This window comes from Streptomyces sp. NPDC060002 (genome assembly GCF_042737245.1).
GTDB lineage: Bacteria > Actinomycetota > Actinomycetes > Streptomycetales > Streptomycetaceae > Streptomyces.
This window is the reverse complement of record NZ_JBHWUW010000063.1, coordinates 19474-42534: the sequence shown is the minus strand read 5'-3', so window position 1 is coordinate 42534 and position 23061 is coordinate 19474. Positions and strand designations below refer to the sequence as shown.

General features: G+C 71.1%; 26 protein-coding genes and 1 pseudogene. 16 read left to right on the top strand and 11 right to left on the bottom strand.

Annotated elements, in window-relative coordinates:
- The first annotated feature begins 185 nt into the window (after positions 1–185).
- Positions 186–434, top strand: a complete 249-nt coding sequence (locus ACFWBD_RS35645; protein ID WP_351766656.1) for an SCO4226 family nickel-binding protein — start codon at positions 186–188, stop codon at positions 432–434.
- A 38-nt stretch (positions 435–472) separates the two neighbouring features.
- Here the strand turns inward: ACFWBD_RS35645 and ACFWBD_RS35640 are convergent, their stop codons facing one another.
- Entirely contained in the window at positions 473–1162 is a 690-nt protein-coding gene (locus ACFWBD_RS35640) for a DUF4232 domain-containing protein (RefSeq protein ID WP_385676350.1), read from the bottom strand.
- 360 nt (positions 1163–1522) lie between these two features.
- Here ACFWBD_RS35640 and ACFWBD_RS35635 point away from each other — a divergent pair, with 360 nt between their 5' ends.
- From ACFWBD_RS35635 to ACFWBD_RS35605, 7 genes are all read left to right on the top strand, one after another.
- Positions 1523–2053: an FAD-dependent monooxygenase gene (locus ACFWBD_RS35635; protein WP_385676341.1), complete on the top strand. Its 531-nt coding sequence runs from the start codon at positions 1523–1525 to the stop codon at positions 2051–2053.
- Between the two features lie 57 nt (positions 2054–2110).
- Positions 2111–2542, top strand: coding sequence for an Asp23/Gls24 family envelope stress response protein (locus ACFWBD_RS35630; RefSeq protein WP_385676338.1), 432 nt, complete (start codon positions 2111–2113; stop codon positions 2540–2542).
- Positions 2543–2587: 45 nt separating this feature from the next.
- A complete protein-coding gene (locus ACFWBD_RS35625) occupies positions 2588–2815 on the top strand; it encodes a hypothetical protein (RefSeq protein WP_385676335.1) in 228 nt (75 codons plus the stop codon).
- Positions 2812–3258, top strand: coding sequence for an Asp23/Gls24 family envelope stress response protein (locus ACFWBD_RS35620; RefSeq protein ID WP_385676332.1), 447 nt, complete (start codon positions 2812–2814; stop codon positions 3256–3258). Before ACFWBD_RS35625 ends, ACFWBD_RS35620 begins: the two co-directional genes overlap by 4 nt.
- On the top strand, positions 3255–3938 hold the full coding sequence (locus ACFWBD_RS35615) for a DUF6286 domain-containing protein (RefSeq protein WP_385676330.1): 684 nt from the start codon (positions 3255–3257) through the stop codon (positions 3936–3938). The genes ACFWBD_RS35620 and ACFWBD_RS35615 overlap by 4 nt, the downstream gene beginning before the upstream one ends.
- A gap of 10 nt (positions 3939–3948) precedes the next feature.
- On the top strand, positions 3949–4542 hold the full coding sequence (amaP, locus tag ACFWBD_RS35610; RefSeq protein ID WP_385676328.1) for an alkaline shock response membrane anchor protein AmaP: 594 nt from the start codon (positions 3949–3951) through the stop codon (positions 4540–4542).
- Positions 4543–4908: 366 nt separating this feature from the next.
- A complete protein-coding gene (locus ACFWBD_RS35605) occupies positions 4909–5079 on the top strand; it encodes a hypothetical protein (RefSeq protein WP_385676325.1) in 171 nt (56 codons plus the stop codon).
- Positions 5080–5250: 171 nt separating this feature from the next.
- Here the strand turns inward: ACFWBD_RS35605 and ACFWBD_RS35600 are convergent, their stop codons facing one another.
- The 5 genes from ACFWBD_RS35600 to ACFWBD_RS35580 all read right to left on the bottom strand — a co-directional run bounded on the left by ACFWBD_RS35600 (position 5251) and on the right by ACFWBD_RS35580 (position 9058).
- Entirely contained in the window at positions 5251–5967 is a 717-nt protein-coding gene (locus tag ACFWBD_RS35600; protein ID WP_385676322.1) for a GAF and ANTAR domain-containing protein, read from the bottom strand.
- 79 nt (positions 5968–6046) lie between these two features.
- Positions 6047–6808, bottom strand: a complete 762-nt coding sequence (locus ACFWBD_RS35595) for an ANTAR domain-containing protein (RefSeq protein ID WP_385676319.1) — start codon at positions 6806–6808, stop codon at positions 6047–6049.
- 459 nt (positions 6809–7267) lie between these two features.
- Entirely contained in the window at positions 7268–7690 is a 423-nt protein-coding gene (locus tag ACFWBD_RS35590) for an STAS domain-containing protein (protein ID WP_385676316.1), read from the bottom strand.
- 811 nt (positions 7691–8501) lie between these two features.
- Positions 8502–8870: a hypothetical protein gene (locus ACFWBD_RS35585; RefSeq protein ID WP_385676313.1), complete on the bottom strand. Its 369-nt coding sequence runs from the start codon at positions 8868–8870 to the stop codon at positions 8502–8504.
- Positions 8867–9058, bottom strand: a complete 192-nt coding sequence (locus ACFWBD_RS35580; protein ID WP_385676310.1) for a CsbD family protein — start codon at positions 9056–9058, stop codon at positions 8867–8869. Before ACFWBD_RS35580 ends, ACFWBD_RS35585 begins: the two co-directional genes overlap by 4 nt.
- A 680-nt stretch (positions 9059–9738) precedes the next feature.
- Here ACFWBD_RS35580 and ACFWBD_RS35575 point away from each other — a divergent pair.
- Positions 9739–10470, top strand: a pseudogene (locus ACFWBD_RS35575) (tyrosine-type recombinase/integrase); the annotation flags it as partial.
- 573 nt (positions 10471–11043) lie between these two features.
- Positions 11044–11250, top strand: coding sequence for a hypothetical protein (locus tag ACFWBD_RS35570; protein ID WP_385676307.1), 207 nt, complete (start codon positions 11044–11046; stop codon positions 11248–11250).
- 80 nt (positions 11251–11330) lie between these two features.
- On the opposite strand, the gene ACFWBD_RS35565 is transcribed toward ACFWBD_RS35570, so the two are convergent.
- Positions 11331–12092, bottom strand: coding sequence for a phosphoglyceromutase (locus ACFWBD_RS35565; protein WP_384122215.1), 762 nt, complete (start codon positions 12090–12092; stop codon positions 11331–11333).
- Positions 12093–12280: 188 nt separating this feature from the next.
- Between ACFWBD_RS35565 and ACFWBD_RS35560 the strand changes: the two genes are divergently transcribed.
- On the top strand, positions 12281–13711 hold the full coding sequence (locus ACFWBD_RS35560; protein WP_385676304.1) for an MFS transporter: 1431 nt from the start codon (positions 12281–12283) through the stop codon (positions 13709–13711).
- Positions 13712–13893: 182 nt separating this feature from the next.
- Here the strand turns inward: ACFWBD_RS35560 and ACFWBD_RS35555 are convergent, their stop codons facing one another.
- Positions 13894–14361 (bottom strand): DUF2000 family protein, encoded by a 468-nt coding sequence (locus tag ACFWBD_RS35555; protein ID WP_385676347.1) that lies wholly within the window; start codon positions 14359–14361, stop codon positions 13894–13896.
- 139 nt (positions 14362–14500) lie between these two features.
- Here ACFWBD_RS35555 and ACFWBD_RS35550 point away from each other — a divergent pair, with 139 nt between their 5' ends.
- Both ACFWBD_RS35550 and ACFWBD_RS35545 read left to right on the top strand, forming a co-directional pair.
- The gene (locus ACFWBD_RS35550; RefSeq protein WP_385676302.1) at positions 14501–15310 is read left to right on the top strand and encodes an AraC family transcriptional regulator; all 810 of its coding nucleotides are present in this window, start codon (positions 14501–14503) and stop codon (positions 15308–15310) included.
- Positions 15311–15442: 132 nt separating this feature from the next.
- The gene (locus ACFWBD_RS35545) at positions 15443–15913 is read left to right on the top strand and encodes a hypothetical protein (RefSeq protein WP_385676300.1); all 471 of its coding nucleotides are present in this window, start codon (positions 15443–15445) and stop codon (positions 15911–15913) included.
- Between the two features lie 128 nt (positions 15914–16041).
- Here ACFWBD_RS35545 and ACFWBD_RS35540 read toward each other — a convergent pair whose 3' ends face one another.
- Positions 16042–16545 carry a YbjN domain-containing protein gene (locus tag ACFWBD_RS35540; RefSeq protein ID WP_385676297.1) on the bottom strand — a complete coding sequence of 168 codons (504 nt, stop codon included), beginning with the start codon at positions 16543–16545 and terminating at the stop codon, positions 16042–16044.
- Complete coding sequence (gene mshA / locus ACFWBD_RS35535; protein ID WP_385676294.1) at positions 16538–17875, bottom strand: D-inositol-3-phosphate glycosyltransferase; 1338 nt, start codon at positions 17873–17875, stop codon at positions 16538–16540. Before mshA ends, ACFWBD_RS35540 begins: the two co-directional genes overlap by 8 nt.
- Positions 17876–18296: 421 nt before the next feature.
- Here mshA and ACFWBD_RS35530 point away from each other — a divergent pair, with 421 nt between their 5' ends.
- From ACFWBD_RS35530 to ACFWBD_RS35520, 3 genes are all read left to right on the top strand, one after another.
- On the top strand, positions 18297–19115 hold the full coding sequence (locus ACFWBD_RS35530; protein ID WP_385676291.1) for a class I SAM-dependent methyltransferase: 819 nt from the start codon (positions 18297–18299) through the stop codon (positions 19113–19115).
- Between the two features lie 370 nt (positions 19116–19485).
- On the top strand, positions 19486–20571 hold the full coding sequence (locus tag ACFWBD_RS35525; RefSeq protein ID WP_385676289.1) for an NlpC/P60 family protein: 1086 nt from the start codon (positions 19486–19488) through the stop codon (positions 20569–20571).
- Between the two features lie 290 nt (positions 20572–20861).
- Positions 20862–22313, top strand: a complete 1452-nt coding sequence (locus tag ACFWBD_RS35520; RefSeq protein ID WP_385676286.1) for a PP2C family protein-serine/threonine phosphatase — start codon at positions 20862–20864, stop codon at positions 22311–22313.
- A gap of 297 nt (positions 22314–22610) precedes the next feature.
- On the opposite strand, the gene ACFWBD_RS35515 is transcribed toward ACFWBD_RS35520, so the two are convergent.
- Positions 22611–22955 carry a DUF2516 family protein gene (locus ACFWBD_RS35515; protein WP_385676344.1) on the bottom strand — a complete coding sequence of 115 codons (345 nt, stop codon included), beginning with the start codon at positions 22953–22955 and terminating at the stop codon, positions 22611–22613.
- Positions 22956–23061 lie beyond the last annotated feature (106 nt).

Below are 23061 nucleotides of genomic sequence, written 5' to 3'. Positions count from 1 at the left end.
GCCCGGCGCCGATATCGGCGCCGGGCCCCTCGTCATGCCCGGGCCGCTCCTCGTCCGGTCGCCGCGCGGGGAGCGCGAGCGCAGCATGGAAGAGCCGGCGCGCAAGCGCCGACACAGGCACAGGCACAGGCACAGGCACAGGCACAGGCACAGGCACGACGATGACCGGAAGGGGGCGGGCAGTCATGACCCGCTTCATGGACGTCCACCACGGCATGCAGGGCATCACCGCCGACCAGCTCCTCGAGGCCCACCGGGCGGACCTCGCCATCGAGGGCGAAGAGGGTGTGCACTTCGACCGAGCCTGGGCGGACCCGGAGTCCGGAACGGTCTACTGCCTCTCCGAAGCGCCCTCGGCGGAGGCCGTCCTCCGCGTCCACGAGCGCACCGGCCACATGGCGGACGAGATCCACCCGGTGCCGCTGACGGTGTGAGAACCGTGGGAGCGTCCGCCGAAGGGCGCCGAGGCGGGTCAGGAAGGCTTGACCGCCGATACGGCGGTGACGGTCACCTTGTTGTCGCACTCCGCGAACAGGCCGTCGTCCAGGGCGACTTGGTGTTTGCCCGAGCCCGGCAGTCCGACGACGAGCGTGGGGTACACCACGGGCTCCGCACCGGATTCGCAGAACCCGTCGGCCTCCCCCTGCACCTGCACGAAGGTCAGCTTCACCCACGCCTTGCCGCCGTGGGCCAGCTTCACCGGCGAGGCGGATCCGGTCGTCGTGACGGAGAGCGGGGAGTTCTTCCCGGGAGAGCCGTTGCCGGCCCCCGCGACGGTCGGATGACCCTTGAGGACGCAGGCCTTGGCCGAGCCATTGGTGAACTCGACCACCGCCGCCCCGATCCCCGTACCGGCCGGCCGATCGGCGGCCTGCCGGGCGGCGACCTTCAGGCTCCCCGCGGAACAGACCGGCGCGGCGCCGCCCGGGGAACCGGCCACGGCGGGTGTCACGACAGCGTCGCTCTCGGGGGACGAGGCGGAAGGGGAGGCCACGGAAGGTGAGGTCACGGGGGCGGGTGTCGCGGAGGCGGGGCCGGCGGAGGCGGGATCGACGGAGGTGCTGGAGGACTCCCCCGCATCGCATCCCGTCACCATCAGAGCGGTGGAGGCCACGACGGCCGCCATCACGGAAGCCCGAATTCCGAACCTGTTCCAGCGCATGTGCCCGTTCCTGTTCGTGTTCATGTTCGCGTCGGCGTTGGTGTTCTCGTCGGTGTTCGCGTTCTCGTTGGTGTTCCCGTACTGCATGCTGCGCCCCCGAATCCGAATCGCCGAGGGCGTCGGTCCTCGGCACCCGTGTGCCATCCGTCGACACAGACAGAACAGGCGGGCAATCGGGTTCTTCCGACGGTCGATCTGTGACGCATCGGTGACGATAACCGGCCACATCGACCGAACCCCGCACATCGGAACAAACGGTCGACCGTGGCGGCGACCTGCCCGGCTCGCCCGTCGGCCGCCGCGGGTGACCATGGATGACGGGACCGTTCCGGGGGCCGGGCACCGCACTGGGAGGCACCCGTGACACACCCCGGAACGACCGACGTACTGATCGCGGGAGCCGGCCCGGTCGGGCTGAGCGCCGCCGCGGAGCTGCGCCGGCAGGGGGTGATCACGCTCTGCCGTGCGGCTTCCGAGCCGCCGTCGCAGACGGCCGGTCTCGGCCAGGGGTGCAATACGGCGGGGCAGGAGGGCCTTTCTGTTGGTGCAGACGTCGCAATCCACACCGAACGCGGCTTCGATCCTGAGCGGGCCAGGCGGCAGGGCACTGGCCGGCGGACGGACGGCCGGCTCGGACACGGGCTCGAACGGTGCCGACCCGACGCGCAGAGACTCCAGCCGAACACCGGGAATCCCGGCGGCAGCGTGCCCGAGAGCCCGGACGGCCGCTTGCTCGGTGATCCATGTCCCGTCATGGGGCCCGCCGAGCGGGAGGAGCCGGCCCAGGTCGAGCTGGTGCCGTGCTGCCCGCGTCCACGCCTCGGTTTCCACCAGCCTCTCCCTCGCTGGGCCACCCCCCTCACGGTGCGCAAGTCGGTCAAAACGCATTAAGACGACTATGATTTCAACGGTGAGTGCCATGTGAGCGTCGTAGGGAGGAATGTCCCGATGACTGAGAACACCGGCGTGAAGCTTGGCGGTGCGCCCGGTTCCCGCGGCCGGACGACCCTCGCCGACGTGGTGGTGGAGAAGATCGCCGGAATGGCGGCACGCGACGTGCTCGGCGTCTATGCCCTGGGCGGCGGATTCGCGCGCTCGATGGGGTCCATGCGGGAGCGGATGCCCGGCGCCGGCAGTGGCCGGTCCCCAACGCGCGGGGTCAGTGTCGAGGTCGGAGAGCTGCAGACGGCCATCGATCTGGAGATCGTCGTCGACTACGGCGTCTCGATCACGGACGTGGCCGGTGCGGTGCGGGAGAACGTGATCTCCGCGGTGGAGCGGATGGCGGGCCGGGAAGTCGTGGAAGTCAACATCATGGTCGGCGACGTGAAGCTGCCCGACGAGGAGGACGAAGGGGAAGAGCGGCAGCGGATCCAGTAGGCGGGGCGCGCGCGGGGCAGCCCGCTTGAAGTGAAGGAGCGCGTGATGAGCAGGGCCGTGGTGGGCTTGATGGCCGGAATGGCGCTGGGTTTCGCGGCGTATTTCGGTGACTTCTGGGCTTTCCTGCTGGTGCTGGGGCTGGGTGTCGCCGGTCTCCTGGTCGGGCGGTTCACGGAAGGTGATCTCGAACCGGGCGACTTCGTCCGCCGCCGGGACCGGCAGGAGCGGATCCGCGATGACCGGCGACGGACTCGGGGAGACTGGCGGCAGTGACCGGTGAAGCAGATCGGCGTCCGGGCATCCCCCGCGGGCAGCGCGGTGCGATCACCGTCGCCGACAAAGTCGTTGCGAAGATCGCTTCCCACGTGGCGCGCGAGGCGCTGAGCCGGTTCACCGCGTCGGCCGGCCATGTACCACCCGGCCGCCGCACGCCACGCGTGACCACATCCGTGCGGTGGGCACCGGAGCGGAATGCCGCAGGACGAGACGCCGAACCCGCCGCGAGACGGCAGGCAGTGCTCGGCCGGGCGCGGCTGCGCATCGCCGTCGAGCTCGGCTATCCGTCCGACATCGGGGCGCAGTGCGCCGCGGTGCGCCGGGAGGTGACGGAACGGCTCAGGACATGGGCCGGCATGGAGGTCTCCGACCTCGCGGTGTCGGTCGAGAGGCTGCACTCGGTGCAGGCGCGGCACTCGGACCAGGGGAGGGTGAGATGAGCGCGAACACCTGGCGGCAGCCGACCGGTGACAGCGGCCTTCCCTCCGATTCCGCGGAGGCGGCTCCGTCCGCCGATGGCGCCCCGGGCACGGGCGCGACGGTGGCGACCGACGGACCAGGCCGGTCGGCGCGCCGCTTCTGGTCGGCGCGGCGGATTCCCGCGGCCTTGGCGGCCCTGCTGTCCGCCGCGGCCGTCGGACTGCTCCTGTACGACGTGGTCTCGGTGCGGGCAGGCCGGTCCGCGATGCGCTGGCGGCGGCGGCTCGCCGAGGAACTGGCCACACGGCCCTTGGACGACATCTGGATGATCGTCGGGGCCGCAGTGGCGATGGCCCTCGGCCTGTGGCTTTTCCTGCTGGCCGTGACGCCGGGACTGCGCAAACTGCTGGCCATGCGGCAGCCCACCGGTACCCCCGGGACAGGGGAGGTCCGCGCCGGGCTCGACCGCCGCGCGGCCGCCCTGGTTCTGCGCGACCGGGCCATGCAGGTGCCCGGTGTCCGGTCGGCGCAGGTCGATGTCGGCCGCCGGAAGGTCACAGCCCGGGCACGGGCACATTTCCGTGACCTCCAGGAGGTTCGCGCCGACCTGGACGCCACGCTGGGCGAAGCCGTGACGTTCTTGGGTCTCGCCCGGCAACCCAAGCTGACCGTGCGCGTCCGGCGCCCGAAGAAGGGCTGAGGCGATCCTGATGCGCAAGACGGTGAACCGGGTGCTGCTGGGGCTTCTCGGCCTCGGACTCTTCGCTCTGGGCAGCGGCGTGCTGCTGGGCGGGCTGGATCTGCAGCGCCGCTGGGGTTTCGGCATGCCGGGCTGGTGGCCCTTCCGTGGGCCGGACGATGTGGTGCTGGGCGCCGAGGGACGTACCCGGTGGCGGGAAGAGGGCTGGTGGTGGCCGACCGTCATCGCGGTGCTCGCCGTGCTGCTGGCCCTGCTGCTGTGGTGGCTCCTTGCGCAACGCAGACACCGCCTGGACCGGATCCTCGTCGACGGCGAAGACGGCGCCGTGGCCCGACTCGACGGCCGGACGCTGGAGGACGCGATCGAGGAAGAGGCGCAGGCCCAGGAAGGGGTCTCGCGGGCGCATGTCCGGCTGACGGGCCGGCGTACCGCTCCGACCGCACGCGTGCGGCTGTTGCTGGAGCCTTACGCGGATCCCGCGCGGACCCTGGGCCGGCTGAGCCGGGAAGCACTCGCACACGCACGAGACTCGGCCGGCCTGGACCGCCTTCCCTCGAAGGTCCGACTCCGTGAAGCCCGCCACCGCGCCCGGCGCACCGCCTGAGATCCCCTGGGCCGAAGCCCCATGGGGTACATGGGGGTACCGGCTGCGAGGCGTCCCGGATTCCCGAAACCCGGGCGTTCCGGATTGCGGAGGATCGGACGAGCTGCCCGTCGTCCGGCGCACTCGCATCGCTGTCGGCACCCTCGGAGACACCGGCCTTGGTTGTCGTCGGCATCATTCCGAGAACCCCGGGGCCGGTGGGGCACGCTCGGCGGACGCCGCCACCACTGGTAGCGGCCTTGTGCGCCGACGCCGTCACGTACCACTCCTCGGCCGACGCGACGTCGAGCGCAGGCACAGCGGGTCCCGCCGCCGCCGAGAGACCACGCGGACACCGGTCGGTTCCTTCCCAGGAGGCATCCCGTCATGGTCCTCTTCCTGACCCTGATCATCGCCGGAATCGCGCTGGTCGCCATCGGCGCGGCCGTCGACGGCATGCTCTACCTGATGTCCATCGGCGTCCTGCTTCTCATCGTCGATCTGCTCTACCTGGCGGCCCGCTCCATCTGGCGCTCCACCCGGCGCCCGGCCCGCTGAACAGACCGGCCTCTTCCGGATGCTGGTCATCGAGGCCGACCACGCTTTCCCGAGGAGTCGGAGCTCAAGCCGACACCGAGCTGACGCGACCGATCCACGTCATGACCACGGAACCGCACCGTCTGGTCGAGGACGGCGCAGAGGGCAGCGGGCCCGTGCCCGGGGCGTGGGTCAGGCCTCCAGTCCGGCGAGGGGTTCGGAGTCGTCGATGAAAGCACGGGCCACATCGGCCAGGCGCCGGTTGTGGGCGCGGGCGTAGCCGCGCAACGCGCTGAACGCCCGCTCCATGTCGACGCCCTGGCGTTCGGCGAGCTTCCCCTTGGCCTGTTCGATCAGTACCCGGCTGTGCAACGCCGCCTGCAACTGCTCGTTGAGCACGGTGCTGCGCTGGGCGGTGCGTTGTTGCAGCAGGCTGATGGTGGCGACGTCGGCCAGTGCCTGGGCGATGAGCGTGGCGGGCGGGTCGAAGGGGCCAGAGGCGGCGCGGAAGAGGTTCAGGGCGCCCACGGTCTCCTCCCGCAGGCGCATGGGCAGGGCCTGGACGGCCCCGAATCCGCTGCGGTGGGCCATCGTGACGAAGCGCGGCCAGCGGTCGATCTCCCTGGTCAGGTCGTGGACGATCACCGGTGCGCCGGTGCGGAAGCACTCCAGGCAGGGGCCTTCGTCGTTCTGGAGCTGGAAGAGCTCCAGCACCCGCACCTGTTCGTCGGAGGCGGCCATGACGCGGAGTTTGCCGTCCCGGTCGGCGAGCAGCACCCCGGCGGCGCTCGCGTCGAGCATGCTGACGCAGCGGTCGGTCAGCAGGCGCAGGAAGTCGATGAGGTCGAAGTCGGCAACCAGATTGTCGGCCAGCTCGACAAAGGTCTTGGCCAGAAGCTGTTGATCCATCGTGGGCACCCTCGATTGAGACCAGTCCCTGCCCGAAGGGGCGGGAAGTACGGCACGTTCCACGGCCGGCACCGATACGTCAGGTTGCCTCCTCGGTCTGATCCGGCTCCGCGTCCGGCGGGAAACGAACCCGGCGGGCCACCACGTCCGCAGCCACGTCGGCGAGCCGCCGTCCCCGCGCATAGGCGTGGGCCCGGAGCCGGACGAAGGCCTCATCGATGCCGGCTCCGAGCTGGACCGTCAGCATCCCAGCGGCCTGGTCGATCTCCGCCCGGTATGCGCCCAGATCCTCGAAACCGCGGTGCGGCACCGGCCCGTCGGGCGGTGCGCCCGTCTCGTCGATCCTCGCATCGAGCAGGAGGAGGGTCGCGAGATCGGCGAACGCCAGTGCGTCGGCCAGTTCCTCCGAGTCGAGCACGGTCGGAGTGTCGGCGTACAGGTCCAGAACTCCCGGGCTGATCGCCCCCATCTGCAGGGGGAGCGAGAAGACCGCGCGAGCTCCGGCCTCCAGGGCCGCATCGGCGAACACTGCCCAGTGATCCTGCAGTTCGACGGTGAGCAGATCGGGTGTCAGGACGGCCGAGCCGTGCGCGAAGGCCTCCACGCACGGCCCCTCGCCCAGTGTGAGCTGGAGCTCTTCCAGTTGTCGGCTGATGTCGTCGGTGCTGCACAGCGGGTGGCTCGCCGCGGTCCGGGACATCGCCGACAGTCCGGCCCCTGCGACCGGGAGTGCGGCCACGGCCGCGGTGCACACGTCCACCACACCGACCCGGGCACCACGCCGGGCGGCCTGCTCGGCCACCAGTAACTGGATGCGGCCCGACCGGCTGTCAGCGCCCACTCGGGCCACCGCCTCCGGGCATCGTGACAAGGCGCTTCAGCCTCGCCGTGGTTCCTTCCCCGAGGGGGACTGCCGGCGCACGCAACGTGGTGGGGCGAGCCGGACTGTGGAGCCGTGCAAGGTACAGCCGCCCGGGGGAGAAGAGCACAGCGGAGGGCGGACGATCGGCCCGGTCCGCCAAGGTGGCGTCGAGTGACGCCTGGTGGCCGGTCGACGGCCCCTCCTGCGCGGGAGAGACGAGGACACGGGCCCGCGGGTGCGGCCGGATCGGAATGCCACCGAGCGCGAAAGCCGCTCTCGGCACTGTGAGTTGTCTGATGCCACGTGGCAGTGATCCGTCGAGGCCGAGCCACAAGGAGCCGTCGCCGCGTACCGGAGGCCGACGTGATCGCACCGGAACGATGGCGGACGCCTCGACGCCTTCGGGCTTCCAGGACTGCTGCTGCCGAGGGCGGACCGTCATCGGACATCGTCCAGGAGAACAGGCGCCGGTGGGACCGGCCCGTGCGGCGGGGCTGGGGCGGGCGCGGCAGGAGCGTCTCCGGGAGGAGATGGCAGCGGGCCGAACGCAGGGCCGAGGAGGAAGCCGCAGCCGGTGACCTCGAGCATCCGGGCCAGCATCGGCGGCGGGTGGTGCAACCGCAGGGCCCCGCCGGCCGCGGTGGTTTGCTGCGCGGCGCGGAGGAAGGCGTTGAGGCCGCTGCAGTCGCAGAAGCGGACGGAGGTGAGGTCGACGTCGATGGTGTGGCTGCCGTCGCGCAGGCACCGCTCCAGGGAAGCACGTAGTAGCGGCGCGGAGTCGAGGTCGATGTCACCCGACAGGGTGATCAGCGCCCGATTCCTTCGGGCATGGCGGTACACGGTGAGCTGGGGAAGGAGCATGACGCCTCGGTTCGGAAGACCATCCGGCAGCGGGCGCGGCGGCGCCGGGGTCCCGGCCCTTTGGGCGCGCTGCCGACAGGGCGTACGTTCGGCGGAGACAGAGCAACGGCCGGTCCGACAACCTGCGTAGCAGGACGGTAGGCCCACCCGGTTCCCTCCAGGGATGCGCCGGGTGACAGACGAAGAGTCCGCACCCCGCAGCCATCTGCGTTCAGCAACAGCATGCCGCCGGGGTCTGGGACGTCTGCACAGCAGCATAGCCCTCGTGCCGGGTGGCGGACGGGCCGAAGTCGCCGGGTCCCAGGATGCGGACGATGCAAAAACACCGTGGCTCGCTCATGTCCGGGGCACCGCACGGTATCCGGTAGGCGAAGGGTCTGGGCACCCGAGTGCGGCAGTCCGTGCACGCCAGTGCAACTCCCGCACAAGCCAGCCGGTCCGGAGCCCCGCACCCGCCTGGGCCCGAGGCTGCCGACGGTGTCGGAGCTACGTGGCAGAACAACCATTACGCGGGCCGGTCGGAAGCGGACCGCAGCGGAGCCCGGGAACGGGGCCACCGCGCACCGTTCAAGGAGTCCACGGGACGTACCGTCGGTTTCCGTGTGAGACGCGTGGCCGGGGCTCCGGCCGGCTGAACGTGCGGCAGGGTCGGGTGCGAGGTCGCCGACATGACGCGGACCCGTCTCCGGGCCGCCTCTGTGGCGGCCCGCTTTCGTTTCTCGCCGAGAACGAACCGGCGAGGAAGCCGGTGTGCGAAATATTCTCGGTACTGTCCGCGCTGCTCGCGTCCCGCATTCCGCCTCGGAGCGGCCTATGACGCTCCGGACAAGCCCTGGAGCTGGAGCAGTCGTTGGGTGATCTCCCGGTACTGCCTCATCGCCTGCCGGAGTTCGTCGGACGGGGTTTCGAGGTCCTGGTCCTCCCAGCCGGCGCGCAGGACACGCCGCTGTTCCGCGAGGGCGTTCACGAGCTGGGCGACGGCTTCGTCATAGGCGCTCTCCGCCGTTTCCAGGGCCTCACGCGGGGTGTCGGTGAAGGTGTTGAGGGCGTGCCCGAGGCGCAGGAGGATCCCGTCCCGGTCGGACTTCGGAAGCAGCGGCTCCGAGCCGGCGGTGCGGCGCTCGGCGGGGACACGGGTTTGTCCCGCGGGCTGCTGGGCGCGTGTCTGGTCGTACATCATCGGATGCCGCTCTCGTCCCGCCCGAAGGCGCTCTTGGTCTTCTCGACTGCCTGCTTCAGACTTCCGGCCACCCGGTCGATCCTGCCCCGGCGCTGCGGTCGCCTGTTCCGGGTGACGTGGCCGAGCTCTTCGGTGACCGTGCCCTCCATCGCCTGCGCCGTGCTTCTGATGGGCCGTGCAACGGTCATGGCCGCCTCGCTGTGGTCCGTCAGGTGGGTCCCCGCGAGGTCTGGGCGAGGTGGGAAGGCTGAATGCATCACGTGTGTTCCGAAGTGGCGTGGCCCGGCGCCGTGCTGCCAGTCAACGTCCGGCGAGGGCATGTGTCAACGCCGTGTCCACACGATCCGGCCGCAGTCCCTGACCACGGCCGCGCTGTGCGCACCGAGGCCGGTGAGCCCCTCATGCCACTCGTTTTCAGCATGCCACGGCGGCGATCCCGCCACACGACGCCTCACCGCCCCAGGGCTGCGACGGGCTGTCCCCGTGCCCCCCGGGGATGGCCCGGCGCCCGAGCGCCCGAAGCGGGGAGCGGGGAGCGGTTGCTGCGCCTGTGGATGCCGCGTGCGCGAGTGATCCAGGAACTCGCCCCCTGTGGGGCACACCGAAGGAGAGGCATGGCTTCACGTGGCAGTGGCAGACCCTGGTGCAGCGCATCCGCGACCAACTGTCGCTTCACGCAGTCCGGTTGTCGTGGGGGACTTCGCAACGCCCTGGGGATGAACCCGACACGGGGACTGGTGGGGAGACACACGATGGCGATGGGGCCGAGTCCGTAACCGAACGGAGCACCGTGGCGAGGAGGATCCGGCGCATGGCGGAGGTGGTGGAAAATACTCATCTCCCTTGCGGCCGGCGGCCTGACCTCCGTCCCCGGAACCCATGTGCCGCTCGCTCTGTCCGGCCGCCGACCGTCGATGACAGGCGCGTCGCTCCCTGGACGCCGGAACGGGTCTTCGCCGTCCGGGCCGGCATGCCCGAGCGGTTCCGGGCCATGGTCGACCTGGGTGGCGGCTGCGGCCTGCGACAGGGTGAGATCCTCGGTGTGGCCGTCGACGCGATCGACTTCGCGTCGGACACGCTCCACGTGGTCCAGCAACTCAAGCTGAGCCGAAGCAAGGCAGTCTTCGCCCCACCCAAGGGTGGCAAGCTCCGGGACGTGCCGCTTCCCAGGCCGGTCGCTGATGCCCTGCGGGCCCACATGAGGCGGTTCCCGCCGGTCGACATCACCTTGCCGTGGAAGGTGACGGACGGGCCTCCGGCGACCAAGCGGCCGGTCTTCACCCGGCCGCGCAGTGGTCACGTCCGGCGGACGTCCCTCAACGAGGAGGCGTGGAAGCGGGCGCTGGCCTCGGCCGGGGTGATCCCCGAGCGGAAGCCTGGCGAGTCGTACGCCGAGTCCCGAGAGAACGGCATGCACGCGCTCCGCCACTTCTACGCCTCGGTGCTCCTGGACGCCGGAGAGAACATCAAGGCTCTCGCCGAGTACCTCGGCCACTCGGACCCGGGGCTGACGCTGCGCGTGTACGCGCATCTGATGCCGTCCAGCCAGGAGCGCACGCGCAAGGCAGTCAGTGCGATCTTCAGATCGCAGGAGCTCTAGCTAGCTTGTCAGCAGTCGACCCCAAACGGTGTCCGATTTGGATCCTCACATTTGAGATCCGTTTCGCAGTCCAAATCTAGGTTCCAAAATCTAGGATCAAATCGGCTGAGCCAAACCGACTTAGCCAAACCGACTTGGCCAAACGGATTTGGCCAAACGGATTTGGCAAAGCGGATTTGGGAAACCGGGAACCCAGACCGCGACTGGTCCACGAGCACCCCAACCCCCGCCAGCATGCCCTGTAGCAACGTGGGGGGGGGAACGAGACGGCGCGGTGACGCAGGTCAGCACCAGCAACGCGGCGCGAGCACTGTGGATCCAGCACGAAGCGGCGCAGGGCGACAAGGAGACTCCTGGAAAGATTGGAGAGTCTTCAAAGTCTCCGAGCATTCTTGGAGTGCTCTGACTGTCCACCATCGTGGACAGTCCGTCTACGCAAGCGAACAGAGTGGCTTTTAGCTGCGCGTTTGGCTGGCGCGTGAGGCTGTGGGAAAGTTTCAGCGGCATACGAATGCCGCCCGATCAGGGGCGGCATTCGTCTCCATTGCCACGTCCCAGAAATCACCTTGCCAAGTGAACCGAGCACAGCTGGAGAGCCTCATGGTCCCACGCGTCGGCGTGACCGTCGACATCCATCCCCGCGACCTGCCGATCGCACTCATCGGCACGGCCGGCGGTGCACTCGCCCTCTGGGCCGACGCTCCGGTCGAGATCGCCGTCCCCGTGGCGCTGTTGATCGTCCTGGACGTCCGCATCCGCCGCTGGCGTCGTCGCACCTGACGGCCCACAGACGGCCCAGGCCCACCAAAAAGCCCCCGCCCCGCGAGGAAGTCGCAGGTCGGGGGCTTGCTGGTGTTGCGTTACTTCTTCTTGCCCTGGTTCTTGACTGCTTCGATCGCTGCTGCGGCCGCGTCCGGGTCGAGGTAGGTGCCGCCGGGGTTGACCGGCTTGAAGTCGGCGTCCAGTTCGTAGGCCAGCGGGATGCCCGTCGGGATGTTCAGGCCCGCGATGTCGGCGTCGGAGATGCCGTCGAGGTGCTTGACGAGGGCTCGCAGCGAGTTGCCGTGGGCGGCGACCAGGACGGTGCGGCCGGCCAGGAGGTCCGGGACGATGCCGTCGTACCAGTACGGGAGCATGCGGACGACGACGTCCTTCAGGCACTCCGTGCGGGGGCGGATCTCCGGCGGGATGGACGCGTAACGCGGGTCGGCGGCCTGCGAGAACTCGGAGTCGTCCGACAGCGGCGGGGGCGGAGTGTCGTAGGAACGGCGCCAGAGCATGAACTGCTCCTCGCCGAACTCCGCGAGTGTCTGCGCCTTGTCCTTGCCCTGGAGGGCGCCGTAGTGGCGTTCGTTCAGGCGCCAGGAGCGGTGGACCGGGATCCAGTGGCGGTCGGCGGATTCGAGGGCCAGCTGGGCCGTGCGGATCGCGCGCTTCTGCAGCGACGTGTGGACCACGTCGGGGAGGAGGTCGGCATCCTTCAGGAGTTCGCCACCGCGGACCGCCTCCTTCTCGCCCTTCTCGTTGAGGTTGACGTCCACCCAGCCGGTGAACAGGTTCTTCGCGTTCCACTCGCTCTCGCCGTGACGGAGGAGGATCAGCTTGTACGGTGCGTCGGCCATGCGTATGAGCGTAATCCACCGCTCCGATCCGTTGTGCGCCCGCTCGTACAGCGGACAGGCCCCCTGACGGTTGACGGAATCCGTTAATCGAGTGGCCGCCGGCGCTTCGCTTCTCGTAAGTTCTGAGCGCCACCTGAGCCACTTACATCAGCGACTCGCATCAGCCACTGCATCCCGGGGGATCCGTCATGTCCGTCGCCGTCCTGAGACGTGCCGCCCGCGAGACCCTCTCCGGTCTGCCGCGCGAGTTCTGGTGGCTGTGGACCAGCACCCTCGTCAACCGGCTCGGCGGCTTCGTCGCCACCTTCATGGCGCTGTACCTGACACTCGACCGCGGGTACTCCGCCTCGTACGCCGGGCTCGTCGCCTCCCTGATCGGGCTGGGCGGGGTCGTCTCGTCGCTCGGCGGCGGGGTCATGGCGGACCGGCTCGGGCGGCGGCCCACCCTGCTCGTCGCGCAGACCTCGACGGCCGCCTCCGTGGCGCTGCTCGGGTTCGTGGAGCATCCCGTCGCCATCGCCGGCGTCGCCTTCCTGGTCGGCATGGCCTCCAACGCGTCCCGGCCGGCCGTGCAGGCGATGATGGCCGACATCGTGCGGCCCGAGGACCGGGTCCGCGCCTTCTCGCTCAACTACTGGGCCATCAACCTCGGGTTCGCCGTCTCCTCCATGGCCGCCGGGTTCATCGCCGAGGTCAGCTACCGCGCCGGGTTCCTGCTCGAGGCGGGGATGACCCTCGTCTGCGCGGTCGTCGTCTTCCTCAAGCTGCCCGAGTCCCGGCCCGTACGGGAGGAGAAGGCCGTACGGGAGGACAGCGTCGGGCTGGGGGCCGTGGTGCGGGACGGGCGCTTCATGAGCGTCGTCGGGCTGTCCTTCCTCGTCGCGCTCGTCTTCCAGCAGGGGTCCGTGGGGCTGCCCGTGGCGATGGGCGCGGCCGGGTTCACACCGGCCGACTACGGCATGGCGATCGCCGTCAACGGCGTGCTCATCGTCGCGTTGCAGATCCCCGTCACCCGGTTCATCGAGCACCGGGACCCGCGGCGGCTGCTGGTCGTCTCCTCGGTGCTCGCGGGGTACGGGTTCGGGCTCACCGCCTTCGCCGGGTCGGTCGGCGTCTTCGCGCTCACCGTCTGCGTGTGGACCCTGGCGGAGATCGTCAACGCGCCGACCCAGACCGGGCTCGTCGTCCGCCTCTCCCCCACTCATGGGCGCGGGCGCTACCAGGGCATGTACACGCTCTCCTGGGCCGTGGCCTCGCTGGTCGCCCCGGTGATGTCCGGCTTCGTCATCGACCGGTTCGGAGCCGCGTGGCTGTGGGGGATGTGCGCGGTCGTGGGGACGGCGGCGGGGGTCGGATACGCCGTGCTGATGCGACGCCTTCCGGGCGGGATCGAGGGCAAGGCAGACGGCCAGGTCGAGGGCAAGGTCGAGGGCAAGGTCGAGGGCAAGGTCGAAGGTCGGGCCGAAGGCGAGATCAAGGGCAAGGTCGAGGGCCAGATCGAGGGCCAGATCGAGAGCCAGGTCGAGAGCCAGGTCGAGAGCCAGGTCGAGGTCTCGGGGACCGTCCTCGGCGGAAAGGCCGGCGCTGCCGCTGAGCCCGCGGCAGCCGGCGCCGTCTGAGCGACGGACGCGGGGGACGCTGGGGACCCGGGGGACCCAGGGGACCCGGGTGTCTGGGGGACCCAGGGGACCCGGGTGTCAGGGGGACCCAGGGGACCCCGGTGTCAGGGGGACCCAGGGGACCCGGGTGTCAGGGGGACCCAGGGGACCCGGGTGTCAGGGGGGCCCGGAGGACCCGGGTGTCAGGGGTGCATCCGTGCGCCCTTCAGCACCTTGTCCACCGCGTTCCTCGGGCCGTGGACCGCCAGGCCCACGACATCCAGCCCGGCCGTCGGAACGGCACGCACCGCGGCGCGGTTGTCGCGGTCGTTGCCGGTGGCGAAGAGGTCGCTCGTGAACACCGCGCGCGGGAGGGACCGGGAGAGCACGCGCGCGTGAGCGGCGGTCAGCGTCTCCTTCGTGCCCGCGAAGACCAGCACCGGCTGGCGGAGCATCGACAGGTATCGCACGCCGTCCGCGTCCTCGTACGGCTCCCCGATCACCTCGGGGAAGGCCGTACCGAGGCCGCTGACCAGGAACGCGGTGACGTTCAGGCGCTGCCAGGTCTCCAGGTCCTCGCGCAACAGGACGGCGATCTTCGTGTCGAAGCGGACGGGGCCGGCGGCCGGGCTGGGGCTCTCGGCCGGGCTCGGGCTCTCGGCCGCTGTCATGCTCGCGGCCGCGGCCGCGGCCGTGCTCGGGTTCGTGCTCGCGTTCGGGTTCGTGCTCGTGCTCGTGCTCGGGTTCATGCTCGTGGTCATACAGCGAGACTGCCGGGCGTCGTACGACTTCGTCTTGTACGTTTTTTGCATGGCACCCCGGCAGGAAGTCTCCGCCTGGCGTCCGGCCGTCCCGGGCGTCGTGGAGGTCTTCCACGCCCACTTCACCGAGTACGCGTACCCGATGCACGTCCACGAGGCGTGGACGCTGCTGATCGTCGACGACGGCGCCGTACGGTACGACCTCGACCGGCACGAGCACGGCACCCCGCACGACACGGTGTCCCTGCTGCCGCCCCACGTGCCGCACAACGGCTCACCGGCCACCTCGGGCGGCTTCCGCAAGCGGGTCCTGTACCTCGACGCCGAGGTGCTCGGCGAGGACCTCATCGGGGCCGCCGTCGACGCGCCCGACCTGCGTGATCCCGTGCTGCGCCGACGGGTCGGGCAGCTGCACTCCGCGCTCGCCCGGCCGGGCGACGAGCTGGAGGCCGACAGCCGGCTGACGCTGATCGGCGAGCGGTTGCGGACCCATCTGCGAGCAGGGCGGCCCACCGCTGCCGCGCGCCGCGACCCGGACCTCGCGCGCCGCCTGCGTGAGCTGCTCGACGAACACGTCGTGCAGGGCCTGACGCTGGACGAGGCCGCCGGGCTCGTGTCGGCCCATCCTGCCCACCTGGTACGGGCGTTCAGCGCCGCGTACGGCATCGCGCCGCACCGGTACCTCACCGCCCGCCGGGTCGACCTCGCCCGCCGGCTCCTGCTCGACGGGCGGCCGCCGGGTGAGGTCGCGGCAACGGCCGGCTTCTACGACCAGGCTCATCTCACCCGGCATTTCCGGAAGTTGGTGGGGGTCACGCCCGGGCGGTACAGAGATCGGCGGAAGTCCATCGTCCGCTGATGACCGGCGCATAGCGTCGCTTCCATGGACATCGACGAGACACAGCACTCCTCCGGTACACCCGACCCTCAGGAGTCCCAGGGACCTTCCGCCCGGGGCGGCTTACACGCGAGACGGATATCGGTCGCCGTCGTGGGGGCGGCGGCCCTGGTGGCACTGAGCGTCGGCATCGCCCTCGCGGCCGGTTCGGACGAGGAGCCCGCCACTCCCGTACCGAGCGCGTCGTACACCCAGCCGCCGGTCACCGGGGAGCCCGCCGACACCGGGGGCGGCACGGGGGGCGACGTCTCCGGCGGGAGCAGCTCCGGAGTCTCCGGCGGGACCAGCGTCGGCGCCGACGGGGGGACCGGCGGCACCGACGGCGGGACCGGCGGCACCGGCCCCGACGCGACGGACACCCCGTCCACGCCCACCCCCTCGCCCTCCGGCCCGGCCGGCCTGGACGAGATCGACCGGCGTCTGACCGAGCTCGACCGCAAGCTGGACCAGCTGCCCACCAAGCAGGAACTGGCCGACGCGATGCGCGCCTTCGCCGACCAGCTGGACGCTCCGGCCACTCCGACCGCGCCCGCCCCGGACCCCGACGACCCGGACGTTCCCTGACCGCTTCCCGGACGCTTCCTGACCGTCTTCCGACCGCCTTCTGACCGTTTCCGTTTCCGTTTCCGCTTCTGCTTCTGCTTCTGCTTCTGCTTCCGCTTCCGCTTCCGCTTCTGCTTCTGCTTCCGGGGTCAGTCGGCCGGGCGTCGGGTCAGATGCGCGAACGCGTCCAGGTTGCGCGTCGGTTCGCCCCGGGAGACCCGCCACTCGTACTCCTTGCGGATCGCGCTCGCGAAACCCAGCTCCAGGAGCGTGTTGAAGGCGCCGTCGGCGGCCTCCAGGACCTGGCCCATGAGGCGGTCGATCTCGTCGGCGGTGACCGAGGCGAGGGGGAGGCGGGCGGTGACGTAGACGTCGCCGAGCCGGTCGACGGCGTAACTCACGCCGTACAGCTTGAGGTTGCGTTCCAGGAGCCAGCGGTGCACGCCGGACTCGTTCTCGTCGGGGTGCCGGACGACGAAGGCGTTCAGGGAGAGGGAGTGGCGGCCGACGATGAGGGAGACGGTCGTCTTGAGTTTGCGGGTGCCGGGCAGCTGGACCACGTGGTTGCCGGGGGCCGGGCTCTCCCACTCCAGCTCCGCGTCCTGCAGGAAACCCTCGATGACCTGTGCGGCCGTCTTCTCCACGTCACCCATGCTCGGAGCGTACGCGACGGCGGTGGGACTGGACCGCGGCCGCGTAGACGTCGGCGGTGGCGGCCGCCGCGGTGTCCCAGCCGAAGGACTGGGCGTGCGCGGTGGCGGCCGCGCCCATCCGGGCGGTGAGGTCGGGGGTGTCCGCGAAACGCGCGAGCACGCGCGCGTAGGCGGCCGGATCGTGGCCCTGCACCAGGAAGCCCGTCTCACCGTCCCGCACGGCCACCGGGAGCCCGCCGACGGAGGCCGCGAGCACCGGCGTACCGGCCGCCTGCGCCTCTATGGCGACCAGTCCGAAGGACTCGCTGTAGGAGGGCACGACCAGCAGCGACGCCGCCCGGAACCAGTCCGCGAGCTGATCCTGGCCGACCGGCGGACGGAACCGTACGACGTCCGCGATGCCGAGCCGCGCGGCCAGCTTCTGCAGGCCCTCCGGCTTGGCGAGGCCACTGCCGCTGGGACCGCCGACGACCGGGACGACGATGCGGGAACGCAGTTCCGGGCGCTCGTCGAGCAGCACGGCCACCGCGCGCAGGAGCACGTCCGGAGCCTTCAGCGGCTGGATACGGCCCGCGAAGAGGGGGACCAGGGCGTCCTGGGGCAGGTCGAGGCGGGCGCGGGCGGCGGCCCGGCCGTCCGCCGGGGTGAAGCGGTCGAGGTTGACGCCGGGATGCACCACGGCCACCTTGCCGGGACCCGCGTGATAGTGCCGTACGAGTTCGTCGGCCTCCTCCGCCGTGTTGGCGATGAGGCGGTCGGCGGCGGCGACGATCTGGGTCTCGCCGATGACGCGGGCGGCGGGCTCGGGGGTGTCGCCGTCGGCCAGGTTGGCGTTCTTGACCTTGGCCATGGTGTGCATGGCGTGCACCAGGGGGGCGCCCCAGCGCTGGGCGGCGAGCCAGCCGACGTGGCCGGAGAGCCAGTAGTGCGAGTGCACGAGGTCGTAGTAGCCGGGGCGGTGACCGGCCCAGGCCTGCATCACACCGTGCGTGAAGGCGCACAGCTGGGCCGGGAGGTCCTCCTTGGCGAGGCCCTCGTAAGGGCCGGCGTCTACATGCCGGACGAGGACTCCGGGGGCGAGCTCGACGGTCGGCGGGAGGCCGCCGGTGGTCGCGCGCGTGAAGATCTCGACCTCGATGTTGATCGCGGCGAGGCGCTGCGCGAGCTCGACGATGTAGACGTTCATGCCGCCCGCGTCGCCGGTGCCGGGCTGGTGGAGCGGAGAGGTGTGCACGGAGAGCATCGCGACGCGGCGGGGGCGGCGGTGGAGCCTGAGCCGCGAGGGTGCCACCGTAGAGCGACGCCCGAGCCTGTTGGTGTACTGGCTCACGGGGCGTTCCTCCTTGCTGCGGGCAGGCCGGAAGGAGGGGCAGGGGACCCTCCAAGGGGGTGCAACACCGGAGGAAGGCGTTCCCATTCCGGGCTGGTTTCGGAAAGAGGCGGTTTTTGCCCAGTCATTACCGCGTATCGCTCAACCGTTCGAGACCAGTGTGCGTCGCGGGGCGACCCCGAGGCGGGTCTCACCCCCGCCGCCCCTTCCCGTCCCGACCCGGGGGCCACCGCCCCCGCACCCCCGCTTCCGGTCCCGAAAGGGCCTTGCCCTCAAACGCCGGACGGGCTGAGACGCCAGCCGGGGCGAGAAGCCGGACGGGGGCGAGACTCCGGGCGGGCTGAGACGCCGAACCAGCTGAGGCTCCGGACGGGGTGAGGCTCCGGTGGGCGGAAGGCGGGGTCGCATTACCCTCGTAGGCATGACATCCCGCGCCCCCGCCCGCCCCGTGGGCACGGTCACGCGCGGGACGACGAACCCCAACCGGCTGCGCCGCATGGACCGCTGGATCGCCGCGACGCACGGCGCCGAGCTGCGCCGCGCGACCGAGCCGCTCGCCGTCGACCTCGGGTACGGCGCGGCGCCCTGGACGGCCGTCGAGTTGCTGCGGCGGCTGCGTTCCGTCGCGCCACGCGCGCGTGTCGTGGGCGTCGAGATCGAACCGGCCCGGGTGGCCGCCGCCAAGCCGTACGAGCGCGAGGGGCTGGACTTCCGGCACGGCGGGTTCGAGATCCCGGTGCCCCGGCGGCCTCATCTCGTGCGCGCCGCCAACGTGCTGCGGCAGTACGACGAGGACGAGGTCGCCGCGGTCTGGCAGCGGCTGTGCGCGCGGCTCGCGCCGGCCGATCCGGCGACCGGGTCCCGCGGTGGTCTGCTCGTCGAGGGGACCTGCGACGAGATCGGACGCCGGCACGTATGGGTCGCGCTCGGACCGGAGGGGCCGCGCACGGTCACCTTCGCGACCCGGCTGGGGTCGCTGGAGCGGCCCTCGGACCTGGCGGAGCGGCTGCCCAAGGCGCTGATCCACCGCAATGTCCCGGGTGAACCGGTGCACGCCTTCCTGCGCGACTTCGACCGCGCCTGGGCGGCCGCCGCGCCCTACGCGTCGTACGGCGCCCGCCAGCGGTGGATCCGCACGGTGCGGGAGCTGACGGCCGACTGGCCGGTGACGGACGGGCCGGCGCGCTGGCGGCAGGGGGAAGTGACGTTGCGGTGGGGGGCGTTGGCGCCCCGGAGCTGAGCCAGGTCTCCCGCCGGGCTGCATCACGGCTTCCGGACCACGGCTTCCGAACCACGGCTGAACCACGGCTCTGAACCACGGCTCTGAACCACGGCTACGGCTTCTCAATTACGGCTTCTGAGGCACGGATTGTGAAGCACGGCTTCCGAACCACGGCTTCTCCCTGGGCGCTGGGAACGATCTCCGTGAGTCGTTCGTCACACTGACGGGGAGATCGTCATGGTGGGGCGGCGAAGAGGGGAGGGACTGTTTCGGTCGCCGTGCGGCTCCGGCGCTCCGTCGTCACCTCTGTCGTTTTCGGCCGTGACGTGGCACGATCCCCCGGGCACAGTATGTTACTGACGGTTAATCAGGGGTTGGGGGACGGGGTATGGGAACGGGCAAGCGCGGCCTGCTCGCCGTGGCTGTGACGGTGGTCTGCGCGGTCACCGTGCTGGGCGCACCCGGCACCGCGTTCGCCAGCCCGAGCCCCACGCCGTCGGCGAGCTCCACGACCCCGCCGCTCCCCTCCACCGCGTCCAACAAGGACCTCGAGGCCGTCCGCACCAAGCTCGAAGCGCTCTACCACGACGCCGCGGTCGCCACCGACGCCTACAACGCGGCCGAGGAAGCGGCGAAGAAGCAGTCCGCGGAGATCGTCGAGCTGGCCAAGAAGATCGTCGCGGGCCAGGAGAAGCTGGACGACCTCAAGGACCGCGCGGGTGCCGCGGCCCGCGCCCAGTACCGCACCGGCGGCCTGCCGGACGAGGCGCAGTTGATGCTGACCGACGACCCGTCGGAGTTCCTCGACGGCGCGGGCCGGGTGCTCCAGGGCCAGCGCGCGACCAAGGGCCTGATCGGCGAACTCACCCGGACCCAGCAGGACTTGGAGCAGTACTCCAAGGACGCCTCCACCCAGTGGCAGAAGCTGGAGGCGGGCCGCAAGACGAAGGCCGCGGCCCAGAAGAAGATCGAGAAGCAGATCTCGGCGGCCGAGAAGCTCGAGTCCCAGCTCGAGAAGAAGGAGAAGGAGCGCCTCGAACAACTGGAGGCGCAGGTCGCGCTGGAGGCGCAGACCGCCTGGCTGGACACCGGCATCCTCGACGAGATCAACAGCGCGGCTTCCGTCCAGGGCAAGAAGGCCGTGCAGTTCGCCACCGCCCAGATCGGCAAGCCGTACGTGTGGGGCGCGGAGGGCCCGAACAGTTTCGACTGCTCCGGACTGACCTCCGAGGCCTGGAGGAGCGCCGGACAGGCGATACCGCGCACCTCGCAGGAGCAGTGGAAGCAACTGCCGCACATCGCCGTCGAGGACATGCGCCCCGGCGACCTGATCATCTACTTCGACGACGCCAGCCACGTCGCGTTGTACGTGGGCGACGGCGCGATCATCCACGCCCCGCGCCCGGGCCGCACGGTCACGCTCGCGGGGGCGGGCACGATGCCGATACTCGGGGTGGTCCGGCCGGACGCGTGAGGCCCGGCGGCCGGGCGGCCGGGCTGCTCCTCAGGGCGTGCCCAGGCACGTGACTCAGGCCACCTCGGTCCCGTCGCCAAACTCCACGCGGACGTGACGTTCGTCATCTCCGCACCACACCCGCCCCGCCCAAATGCGGTACAGAACGCGGCATATGACAGTGGCCAGAGATCAAGCGGCCTGCCGCACACCATTCCGTTGCGGCGCCTTCTGCCGCTATGGTCCCCGTCGGTGGGTCGAGGTCCCTCGTCCCCGCCATGCCCTCGGGGGGAGGGAAGGAACCCAAGACGATGCCCGTACCCGTACCGCGGCAGAGAGCGATCCCGGCCGTGGAAAGTGGTCAGGCGCAGGCCGCGCCCGCAGTCGGCGGCCCCTCCAAGGAAGAAACCCTTCGCAACGAGGCGACCACGGCCGAGAACCGGAACAACGCCGCGCACGACCACGGCGCGCACCACACCGCGCTCAACGCCACGCCCGCCGACGGCGTCCACCAAGGCGTGAGCACCACGAGCGTGAGCACCACGAGCGTGAGCGCCACCGGCGTGAGCACCGCGCACACCGCCCTCACCCTGCTGCTGATCGAGGACGACCCCACGGCCGCGCCGATCGTCCACAACCTGCTCGACGCGGACGGCAGGCCGATCCGGGTACGCACCGCCCGCAACCTCACCGAGGCCGAGCGGCTGCTCACCCATGACGTCCACTGCATCCTGCTGGACCTGGCGCTGCCGGCGCCCGGCAGGGCGGGCGAGTCCGACGACGAGCTCGCCGTCCTGCGGCACGTGCTGCGGCTCGCGCCCCGGCACGCCGTGCTCGCGCTCACCGCGTCCGGCGACGCCGAGCGCGGCGCCGAAGCGGTACGCGTGGGCGCCCAGGACTACCTCTACAAGGACGAGCTGGACGGCCGGCTGCTGAGCCGCGCGATCCGCTACGCGGTGGAGAGGAAACGTTCCGACACAGCCGAGCGGCGGCTCGCCGAGGGCAAGCTGCGCGCGCAGGAGAACGCCCGCCTGGAGCGCGGCCTGCTGCCCACGCCCCTCCTCGAGGGCTCCCCGCTGCGGTTCGCCGCCCGCTACCGCCCCGGCCGCTCACGCGCGCTGCTCGGCGGCGACTTCTACGACACCGTCCGCACGCCCGACGGCACCGTGCACGCCATGATCGGCGACGTCTGCGGGCACGGCCCGGACGAGGCGGCGCTCGGCGTGGAGCTGCGCATCGCCTGGCGGGCGCTGACCCTGGCGGGCCTGTGCGGGGACGAACTGCTGAACACGCTTCAGCAGGTGCTGGAGCACGAACGCGACGACGACGAGATCTTCGCGACGCTGTGCACGGTGGACATCGCGCCCGACGGCCGCCGGGCGGGCCTGTGCCTGGCCGGCCACCCCGCGCCGCTGATCGCCCGCCCGGACCGGCCCGCGCGTCTGCTGCCGTACGACAACAACGGCCCCGCCCTCGGCCTGCTGCCGGGTGCCCGCTGGCCGCGGATGCAGGTCGAGCTGGGCGCCGAGTGGAGCCTGATGCTGTACACCGACGGCCTCATCGAGGGGCGGATCGGCGAGGGCCGGGAACGGCTGGGCCAGGACGGCATGGTCGAGATGATCCGCCGCCAGCTCTCCGAGGGGCTGAGCGGCGAGGCGCTGCTGCGGGCCGCGGTCAACGAGGTGCGCCAGCTGAACGGCGGCGAGCTGACGGACGACGTGGCAGTGGTCCTGCTGGACCGTGTCCCGGTTCCGGTCGCGTAGCCCGACGTCAGCCGCCCGGTCCCGGAAACCCGCGGGGCGCAGGGGCTGGGCAGCCGAGCCGGTGCCGGACGCCGACCGCGAGAGCGGCAGAGGGACAAGGCCGTAGCGCCGGGCCAGGTGCCGGACGCACGCCAGAAAGACAAGGCCGCGGCGCAGGACCAGGCGCCGGCCGCAAGACAGCGCCCCCTGCCTGCCGGGGCGTCCAGGGTTGGCTGGTCGGGGTCGTGCGGCGGAGCCGGGTGTGCGCGACGCCCCGGGCCCCTGGGAGGGGCCACGGGGCACGGGAGGTTCTTGTGGTCAGCGGCCGCCGTTGTACGGGCCGTACGGGCCGTCGCTGCTGCTGCCGCCGCGCCTGCGGCCCCAGCCGCCGCCACCGCCGACCTGCCTGAGGGCGGGCCGTACGTCCACGAAGAAGACGATCGTGGCGACGAGTCCCGCGAGCTGGAGGAAGAGCATCGGCACCAGGAGGTTCACCGCCACCGTGACGCCGAGGATGATCAGCCAGAAGCCCTTGTTCTGCTTGGCTGCCGCCCGGTAGGCGTCATCACGGAACAGAGCGGCCATCACCAGCGCCACCACGGCGAGGACCAGCATGGCGAGGTAGAGCAGCCACACCAGCCCGGCGAAGCCTTCGATCAGCACAACGTCCACCACCCGACTCGACGCGATTCGACTCGCTCGTCCTTACGCGGTCACCGTACCCGCAACCGCACTCCCGCTACCCGTACAACGGGCCGGGCACCACTTG

Excerpts from the sequence above, each read along its gene's own strand:
- ACFWBD_RS35645 (WP_351766656.1), top strand. The coding sequence starts at position 186 with ATGACCCGCTTCATGGACGTCCACCACGGCATGCAGGGCATCACCGCC.
- ACFWBD_RS35640 (WP_385676350.1), bottom strand. The coding sequence starts at position 1,162 with ATGCGCTGGAACAGGTTCGGAATTCGGGCTTCCGTGATGGCGGCCGTC.
- ACFWBD_RS35630 (WP_385676338.1), top strand. The coding sequence starts at position 2,111 with ATGACTGAGAACACCGGCGTGAAGCTTGGCGGTGCGCCCGGTTCCCGC.
- ACFWBD_RS35625 (WP_385676335.1), top strand. The coding sequence starts at position 2,588 with ATGAGCAGGGCCGTGGTGGGCTTGATGGCCGGAATGGCGCTGGGTTTC.
- ACFWBD_RS35615 (WP_385676330.1), top strand. The coding sequence starts at position 3,255 with ATGAGCGCGAACACCTGGCGGCAGCCGACCGGTGACAGCGGCCTTCCC.
- amaP (WP_385676328.1), top strand. The coding sequence starts at position 3,949 with ATGCGCAAGACGGTGAACCGGGTGCTGCTGGGGCTTCTCGGCCTCGGA.
- ACFWBD_RS35605 (WP_385676325.1), top strand. The coding sequence starts at position 4,909 with ATGGTCCTCTTCCTGACCCTGATCATCGCCGGAATCGCGCTGGTCGCC.
- ACFWBD_RS35600 (WP_385676322.1), bottom strand. The coding sequence starts at position 5,967 with ATGGATCAACAGCTTCTGGCCAAGACCTTTGTCGAGCTGGCCGACAAT.
- ACFWBD_RS35590 (WP_385676316.1), bottom strand. The coding sequence starts at position 7,690 with ATGCTCCTTCCCCAGCTCACCGTGTACCGCCATGCCCGAAGGAATCGG.
- ACFWBD_RS35585 (WP_385676313.1), bottom strand. The coding sequence starts at position 8,870 with ATGATGTACGACCAGACACGCGCCCAGCAGCCCGCGGGACAAACCCGT.
- ACFWBD_RS35580 (WP_385676310.1), bottom strand. The coding sequence starts at position 9,058 with ATGACCGTTGCACGGCCCATCAGAAGCACGGCGCAGGCGATGGAGGGC.
- ACFWBD_RS35565 (WP_384122215.1), bottom strand. The coding sequence starts at position 12,092 with ATGGCCGACGCACCGTACAAGCTGATCCTCCTCCGTCACGGCGAGAGC.
- ACFWBD_RS35560 (WP_385676304.1), top strand. The coding sequence starts at position 12,281 with ATGTCCGTCGCCGTCCTGAGACGTGCCGCCCGCGAGACCCTCTCCGGT.
- ACFWBD_RS35555 (WP_385676347.1), bottom strand. The coding sequence starts at position 14,361 with ATGACAGCGGCCGAGAGCCCGAGCCCGGCCGAGAGCCCCAGCCCGGCC.
- ACFWBD_RS35550 (WP_385676302.1), top strand. The coding sequence starts at position 14,501 with ATGGCACCCCGGCAGGAAGTCTCCGCCTGGCGTCCGGCCGTCCCGGGC.
- ACFWBD_RS35540 (WP_385676297.1), bottom strand. The coding sequence starts at position 16,545 with ATGGGTGACGTGGAGAAGACGGCCGCACAGGTCATCGAGGGTTTCCTG.
- ACFWBD_RS35530 (WP_385676291.1), top strand. The coding sequence starts at position 18,297 with ATGACATCCCGCGCCCCCGCCCGCCCCGTGGGCACGGTCACGCGCGGG.
- ACFWBD_RS35525 (WP_385676289.1), top strand. The coding sequence starts at position 19,486 with ATGGGAACGGGCAAGCGCGGCCTGCTCGCCGTGGCTGTGACGGTGGTC.
- ACFWBD_RS35520 (WP_385676286.1), top strand. The coding sequence starts at position 20,862 with ATGCCCGTACCCGTACCGCGGCAGAGAGCGATCCCGGCCGTGGAAAGT.